The sequence below is a fragment of the Streptomyces sp. MnatMP-M17 genome (assembly GCF_900091995.1).
Taxonomy (GTDB): Bacteria; Actinomycetota; Actinomycetes; order Streptomycetales; family Streptomycetaceae; genus Streptomyces.
Window position 1 is genome coordinate 1 of the sequence record NZ_FMDK01000998.1, and the last position, 7,279, is coordinate 7,279.

General features: G+C 68.8%; 6 protein-coding genes. 2 read left to right on the forward strand and 4 right to left on the reverse strand.

Annotated elements, in window-relative coordinates; translation table 11 throughout:
• Window positions 1-1,339: multicopper oxidase family protein (locus GA0115259_RS34865; protein WP_107469362.1), on the forward strand; the 1,339-nt coding region annotated here is incomplete at its 5' end.
• 47 nt (window positions 1,340-1,386) lie between these two features.
• On the opposite strand, the gene GA0115259_RS34870 is transcribed toward GA0115259_RS34865, so the two are convergent.
• Window positions 1,387-1,848, reverse strand: a complete 462-nt coding sequence (locus tag GA0115259_RS34870; RefSeq protein WP_093604312.1) for an anthrone oxygenase family protein — start codon at window positions 1,846-1,848, stop codon at window positions 1,387-1,389.
• A gap of 380 nt (window positions 1,849-2,228) precedes the next feature.
• On the opposite strand from GA0115259_RS34870, the gene GA0115259_RS34875 reads away from it, so the two are divergent.
• Window positions 2,229-3,005, forward strand: coding sequence for a helix-turn-helix transcriptional regulator (locus tag GA0115259_RS34875; protein ID WP_256098283.1), 777 nt, complete (start codon window positions 2,229-2,231; stop codon window positions 3,003-3,005).
• Window positions 3,006-3,024: 19 nt separating this feature from the next.
• On the opposite strand, the gene GA0115259_RS34880 is transcribed toward GA0115259_RS34875, so the two are convergent.
• The 3 genes from GA0115259_RS34880 to GA0115259_RS34890 form a co-directional block, all read right to left on the reverse strand.
• Window positions 3,025-3,882, reverse strand: a complete 858-nt coding sequence (locus GA0115259_RS34880) for an ABC transporter permease (protein WP_093604314.1) — start codon at window positions 3,880-3,882, stop codon at window positions 3,025-3,027.
• A complete protein-coding gene (locus tag GA0115259_RS34885; protein ID WP_093604316.1) occupies window positions 3,879-6,509 on the reverse strand; it encodes an alpha/beta fold hydrolase in 2,631 nt (876 codons plus the stop codon). The genes GA0115259_RS34880 and GA0115259_RS34885 overlap by 4 nt, the downstream gene beginning before the upstream one ends.
• A gap of 118 nt (window positions 6,510-6,627) precedes the next feature.
• A complete protein-coding gene (locus GA0115259_RS34890) occupies window positions 6,628-7,224 on the reverse strand; it encodes a DUF4291 domain-containing protein (protein ID WP_093604318.1) in 597 nt (198 codons plus the stop codon).
• Window positions 7,225-7,279 lie beyond the last annotated feature (55 nt).

Below are 7,279 nucleotides of genomic sequence, written 5' to 3' on the forward strand. Positions count from 1 at the left end.
GCCCTTCCCCGCCGGTCCTGTCACGCCGTTCAGCGCGCCTCTCACCCGGCCACCGGTGCTCGCGCCGGTCCGCAGATCGGCGACCACGGACTACTACTCGGTGGTGATGGCCAAGGCCCGGCGCGAGATCCTGCCGGGCACCACGACGGAGCTGTTCACCTACAACGGCTCCTTCCCGGGCCCGACGATACGGGCGCGCTCCGGACGGACCGTGGTGGTCAAGCAGGTCAACTCGCTGTCCATGCCGACCTCGGTGCATCTGCACGGCGGCAACAACCCGCCGGCCGACGACGGCGGCGCGATGGACACGATCGCGCCGGGCGCCACCAGGACATACACATACGCCAACTCCCAGCCGGGCGCGACTCTGTGGATGCACGACCACGCGCACCACATGGAGTCCGAGCATGTCTACCGCGGGCTGTCCAATGTCTATCTGCTGGGCGACGACAGGGAGGACGCGCTCGGGCTGCCCTCCGGCGAGTTCGAGGTGCCGCTGGTCCTGCGCGACGCGCGGTTCGACACGGACGCGCAGCTCGTCTACGAGATGGACGACGCCTTCAACCGGACGACGATCCTGGTCAACGGCAGGCCCTGGCCGGTGATGAAGGTCAAGGGACGCAAATACCGCCTCCGGCTGGTCAACGCCTCCAACCTGCGGTTCTTCGCGCTTGAGCTCTCCGACGGCAGCCCGATGACTCAGATAGGCTCCGACGGCGGACTGCTGGAGAAGCCGGTCCCGACCACACAGCTTCTGCTGACCCCCGGTGAACGCGCCGATCTGGTCATCGACTTCGCTCAGTACCGCCCGGGCACCCAGCTCGTTCTGAAGAACCTGATGGGTCCGGGGCCGGTGGAGGAGATCGGCCAGGTCATGCGGTTCGACGTCGGCGCCCGGGTGCACGACCCGAGCAGGGTCCCCGCCACCCTCACCTCACTGCCGGCGCCGCGGAAGGCCACCGTGGAGCGGAGCTTCCAGCTCAGCATGGACGAGACGGGCGCCACTCAGCAGGGCTTCATCAACGGCAAGGGCTACGACCCGAACCGTATCGACACGACCGTGAACTGGGGCGCCACCGAGGTCTGGACCGTCACCAACGCCAGCACGCTCATACCGCACAACTTCCATATGCATCTGGTGCAGTTCCGCGTCCTCGAACGCGACGGGGGCCCAGTCCCCGCTTCGGAGGCGGGGCGCAAGGACACCGTGGTGGTGATGCCCGGTCAGAGCGTCAAACTCCTGGTGACATTCAACAGTCATCGCGGAGTGTTCCCGTACCACTGTCATCTGATCGACCATGGCGGGATGGGCATGATGGCCAACTTCAAGGTCGTCTGACGCCCACAACCCTGCCGCCGGACCTGCCCGCCCGCCTCGCCGACTCGTTACGAGAGGGTGGCGCTGACCACCAGGATGAAGCCGGCGACGGAGAACAGGGTGCGGGCCCGGTGGCAGGCGTTCCAGCGCGACTCGAACGCCTTGCGCACCACACTGTCAGGAGAGGAAGTCGACGCGGCGAGCTGGTTGTTGAGCGGGACATTGCCGCCGATGGTGATGAAATGGTTGAGGACCACACAGACCAGTCCCGCCACCAGAAGCCACTTCTGGTTCTCGGAGCGGCCGTCGACCGGGACGGCGAGGGCCGCTATCGGGAAGCCCACTATGGCGAAGAAGGTCAGCAGGAAGAGCGGGCGCGGCACCAGCTCGTTGATCCTGCGCATGGCCGGGACGAACTGCTCGTCCGTCAGCCGGGCAAGGGCGGGCATGACACCGGTCTGGAATATGAGGAAGTTCCCCGCGTACAGACCTGTGGAGATCGCGGAGAGAGCGAGCAGCAAAGTGGCCATGCGATCCATCATCTCGCACCAAGAGGCAGGCACGGCACCGTTCTTGAGTGCTCCTCGATCACGGTGAAGAGTCGCCCGGGCGGGTCATCCTCATCGGTGAAGGTTCGGCCGGTCCCTGGCCCGTCCTTGGCGGTTCATCGTCATCCTCCCTCCGTCTCATGTGTCTCACTTGTCGTGGGTTGTCCCGGACAGCTTGTGTCGTTTCATACCGAGTGATCACCAGCATGTGGCAGAAAGGGCGGATTGCCGAGGCTCTGGCATGGAGTCGCCACTCCCTGAACTGCACTTGTCACGGTGAGCGATGATGTGCGTACATGGAGTGGCGTACGGCTCCGAGGGGATGGCGGGGGTGGTCAGCCGTGGCGGATGTTTCAGGGTCCGTGCTCAACAGGTCGGCGCTGTCGTTGGGCGTGATGCGGGAGGACGTGGTGGACACGCTCCATCCTCCCGGCCGGCAGATCCGAGGGGTGCGTCAGGTGACGGCCACACTGACGGCTCTGGTCCGCTCCGCCCGCCGTGAACTGCTGATCTTCGACGATCCGGGAAGCTGTCTGGGCCAGTGCATTCCCGAGCAGTTCCTTGAGTTCGCCAGCGCCTGTGTACGGGCGGCGGGCGATCTGGACTGGCAGGACGGCGGCGCGGGCACGGGTCCCGGCGTCGGCGGAAAGGGACGTGGCCGCTCGCCCTCGGTCGGCGTCCGCCGGATCGTGCCACGGCACGGGCTGGCCGGGCTCGCGTATCCGCTGCCGCGTCAGCTTCCCGGCCGGGCCAGACAGACGGACTCCATCCCGTTCAAGATGATCCTGGTCGACCGCGCGGTGGCGGCGGTTCCGCTCGATCTCCAACTCCACTACCACGGACTGCTGCTGATCCGCGATCCGGTGATCGTCCAGGCGCTGGTCCGTACGCACCAGGCGTGGTGGGAGACGGGCGAGGAGCTCCCGACGGCCGCGCTCCCCACGCCCGGAGTGCTGCCGGGACAGCTCCGGCCTGTGCTGGAAGCCCTGCTGGCCGGGCTCACGGACGAGACGGCGGCCACCCGGCTCGGGATGTCGAGCCGGACATACAGCCGTCGCGTCGGCGAGCTGCTCACCGCCCTCGGCACGACGAGCCGCTTCCGGGCGGGCGCGGAAGCGGCTCGAAGAGGGTGGATCTAGGGCCGGGTGAATCGAGGGCCTAGGAAACGATGTCCTTACGGGAGAAGCCGCGGAAGGCCAGGGCGAAGAGGATCAGCGCATAGGTCACCGAGATCGCCGAGCCCTTCAGCATGCCGCCCCATTCGAGCTGCGGCTGAAGCGCGTCCGCCCAGGCGAACTGCCAGTGCGCGGGCAGGAAGTCCCGCCATGATCCCAGCGCCGTCACGGCGTCCAGCACATTGCCGACGATCGTCAGACCGACCGCGCCGCCGACCGCGCCCAGCGGGGCATCGGTCTTGGTCGACAGCCAGAAAGCGAGTCCCGCGGTGACCAGTTGGGAGACAAAGATGAACGCGACGACCAGAGCCAGCCGCGGCAGGGCGTCGGCGGAGGCCAGAGTGCCGCCCGTGGGCAGTTCGAGTGGCCGCCAGCCGTATGCCGCCGTGCCCACCGCCAGCCCGACCAGCGGCAGCAGCACCATCGCCGCCGCGCTCATACCGAGCGCCACCACCAGCTTGCTCCAGAGCAGCCGGGCCCTGGGCACGGGCGCGGCGAGGAGATAGCGCAGCGAGGACCAGCTCGCCTCGGAGGCCACGGTGTCTCCGCAGAACAGCGCGACGGGCACGACGAGCAGAAAGCCCGCGGAGACGAAGAGACAGGTGGCGGCGAAGTTGGCGCCGGACGCGGTCGCGGTCTCGATCAGGGTCACCCGGTTGTTCTCACCGGCGCCCGGAGTGCCGCCGATCGCGAACGCCGCGACCAGGATGAAGGGCAGAGCGACCAGCACGCCGCCCATCGCCAGCGTCCGCCGGCGCTTGAGCTGGCGCAGCGCCTCGACGCGGAGCGGCAGGGTGCGCCGTGTCCGGTAGCCGGGGGCCGATTCGATCAGCGCGCTCATGCGGAGCCTCCTGAGATCAGGGTGAGGAACGCGTCCTCCAGGCGGCGGTGCGGCCCGACGCCCGTGATCGGTACGTCCAGCCGTACCAGCTCGGTGATCAGGGAACTGCCGCTCGCACCGTCGAGCTGTACGAGCAGTCCGTCGTCCGTGCGTACGGCCGAGCCGATGCCCGCCAGCGCGGCGACCTTCCCGATGACGGGCTCGGACACCTGCTCGGCGGTGGTGATGAGCAGGGTGTCGCCGGAGCCGGTGATCTCCGCGACCGGGCCTGCCTGGATGAGCTGCCCGCGGTGCATGACCACGAGATGAGTACAGGACTGTTCGACCTCGGAGAGGAGATGGCTGGAGACGATGACCGTTCTGCCGTCGGCCGCGTATCGGATCATCACATCCCGCATCTCGCGGATCTGCGGCGGGTCGAGACCGTTGGTCGGTTCGTCAAGGATCAGCAGATCAGGCATACCGAGCATGGCCTGTGCGATGGCGAGCCGCTGCCGCATGCCCTGGGAGTAGGTGCGTACGGCCCGTGCGAGAGCGTCCCCGAGCCCGGCGATCTCCAGGGCCTCCTCGATATGGGAGTCCTCGGCCGGGCGGCCGGTGGCCTGCCAGTACAGCTCCAGATTGTCCCGTCCCGAAAGATGCGGCAGGAAGCCCGCGCCTTCGACGAACGAGCCGACGCGGGAGAGCACGGGAGCACCCGGCCGTACGGCATGCCCGAAGACCCGGATCTCACCGGCGTCCGGGCTGATCAGGCCCATCAGCATGCGCAGAGTGGTGGTCTTGCCCGCGCCGTTCGGGCCGAGCAGACCGAGCACCTGCCCCTTCTCGACCCGGAGGGAGAGATCCCGTACCGCGTACCGGTCGGCGGACTTGGCGTACCGCTTGCTCAGATCGGTGATCTGCAAGGGCACCTCGGCGAGCGCGGGATCGGGTGCCGGGGCGTTGGTGCGGCGGCGCGCGGTGAGCAGCAGGGCGCCCGCGATCAGCGCGCCCGCCGCCGGCAGTCCCCAGACCCACCAGGGCAGCCCGGCGGAGCCGGTGGTGAGGGCGGGCACGGTGGGCACGGTCAGCGGGCCGTCCAGGGCGACCCGGTAGGTGGCCGGAGTGACCGGCGAGGCATAGCCGAGGTCGGTGGCGGCGAGGACGACCCGGAGCCGGTGGCCGGGCACGATCTGATGGTCGATGGCGGGCAGCGTCAGCCCGACAGTCCTGCCCTGGCGTGCGTCCTCCACGCGTACGGGCGCGACAAGCTGCGAGGGAAGCACCTGCGACCGGCCGTCGGGGCCGACGTCGTACACCTTGGCGAAGAGCACCGCGTCACCGCTGCTGGAGGCGACCGTGGCCCGGACCGTCGGTGAGCCGGTGATCCGCAGCGAATGTGCCAGTGGCCGGGAGTCGAAGCCCGCGTACTGCCCGGGGAAGTCGCGGGAGAGGCCGACGCCGAGCGAGGAGAGCTGGGAGACTCCGCCGGTCAGTCCCGGCACGGCCGAGACTCCGGGCGGGCTGGCGCCGGCCGGGTTGGCGAATGTCTGGGTGCCTCCCGCGAGCGGCACGGTGGTGGAGCCGCTCTCCAGGCCCGGATAGCGATCGCTGCTCGCGCCACGGAGCTGGGTCTGGCCATCGGTGGAGTCGATGCCTCCGGTACGGCTGACCCGGAAGGCGGGTCCGGTGTCCGTGCCCTTCTCGTCCTTGAGATAGCGGTCGAACCAGGACGAGATCCGGCCCTGGAGCCGGTCGCTCTCCTGGTCACCGCCGTCGTGTCCGCCCGCCATCCAGTCGACGTCGACGGGCGCGCCGTTGGCACTGATCGCCTTGGCCATGGCATCGGCCTGGCCGAGCGGGAAGAGGGAGTCGGTCTGGCCCTGCACGATCAGCGCGGGCACATCGATACGGTCGCCGACGGCGGACGGGCTGCGCTCCTCCAGCAGCTCACGGGCGGCGGTGTCCGGTGTGCCGGAGACGGCGACGCGTTCGTACATGGCGCAGAGCTGCTTTTCAAAGGTGGTGCAGCCGCCACCGGTGGAGAAGAAGATCCCGGCCCAGAGTTTTTTGAAGACACCGTCGGGGAAGAGCGCGTCGCCGAGGTTCCAGTAGGTGACCAGCGGCGCGATCGCGTCGACGCGCTGGTCGTATCCGGCGGCGAGCAGGGAAACGGCGCCTCCGTAGGAGGCACCGGTCACGCCCACCCTGGGATCGCCTTTGCCGTCGAGCCGGACCTCGGGCCGCTTCGCCAGCCAGTCGATCAGCCGGGAGACATCCTTGACCTCGTGGTCGGGGTCGTTGAGCCCGATCTCTCCGGTGGACTTCCCGAAGCCGCGCGCCGACCAGGTCAGCACCGCGTATCCGTCACGCGCGAGCTTCTGGGCCTGGGCCCGCACATCGTCCTTGCTGCCGCCGAAGCCGTGCCCGATCAGCACGGCGGGTCTGCGTCCGCCGTCGGTGGTGAAGTACGAGGTGTCGATCCGGGCGCCGGGCATGTTCAGCACCTGGTCCTGCTGATGGACGGCGGGCGGCCCGTCCGAGGCGACGGCGGTCCAGGTACCGGCTCCGACAAGCACGGCGAAAGCGGCCACGCCCACGAGCCAGCGCGGGCGCGGCCGGGACCGGCGGGGGGTTCGGGTCTCCATGCTTGAACCCTAAACGGGCCCTGCAACCGATGCCGCTGCCACCGGTCGGAACTCGGTGGCCTCCTCGGGTAGTACGAGGTGAAGGACACCTACACCAGACGCGGTACACAGGCAGGTCTCAGGCGGCGCTCAGGTGGGAGAGGAGTTCTTCACCGGCCGGATAGCCGGTCTCGGCGGGAAGCAGCTTCTCGGCGGTGGACCGGTCGCCCTCGCGCACCAGGGCATGGATCCGGTGCGCGAGCGAGGTCACATCCGTGACGGAGACGATCCACTCGTCCGCGTACCGCCGCGCGGCCTCGCCGGACAGACCGAGCTGAAGCGAGCGGTACGGCAGCGGCCGAAGGTCCAGATCCCGCTCCGGATCCCACTGCACCCGGGCGGGAGCCGTCCTCAGCTCCCGCTTCCAGGCCGCCTGGTCGGGATGCACGGCACGGTCGTAGTGCGACAGACAGGCGTTCCGCAGCGCCCACTCGAAGCCGTCCCGGGAGATCTCCACGGCGAGTACGGTCTCCTGGCCCTCCTTGGTGCCCCAGCCGCAGCGGTACATCATCCACAGGAACGAAGGCTTGATCCATGTCATACGATCCCGCTTCCAGGCGGCGGGGAACCGTCCGTCACGGGCCGTGGGCAGGCCGATGGCCGGCGAATACGCCTGGTAGACGGTGATCGTGGCCGCCGTGTGCAGCGCGCGGATCCGGTACTTCGGTTCTGGCATTGGTAGTTGAAGGCGCGGTGCCCTTACGGGTCCGTTTCCTTCGTCCCCTTTCAAT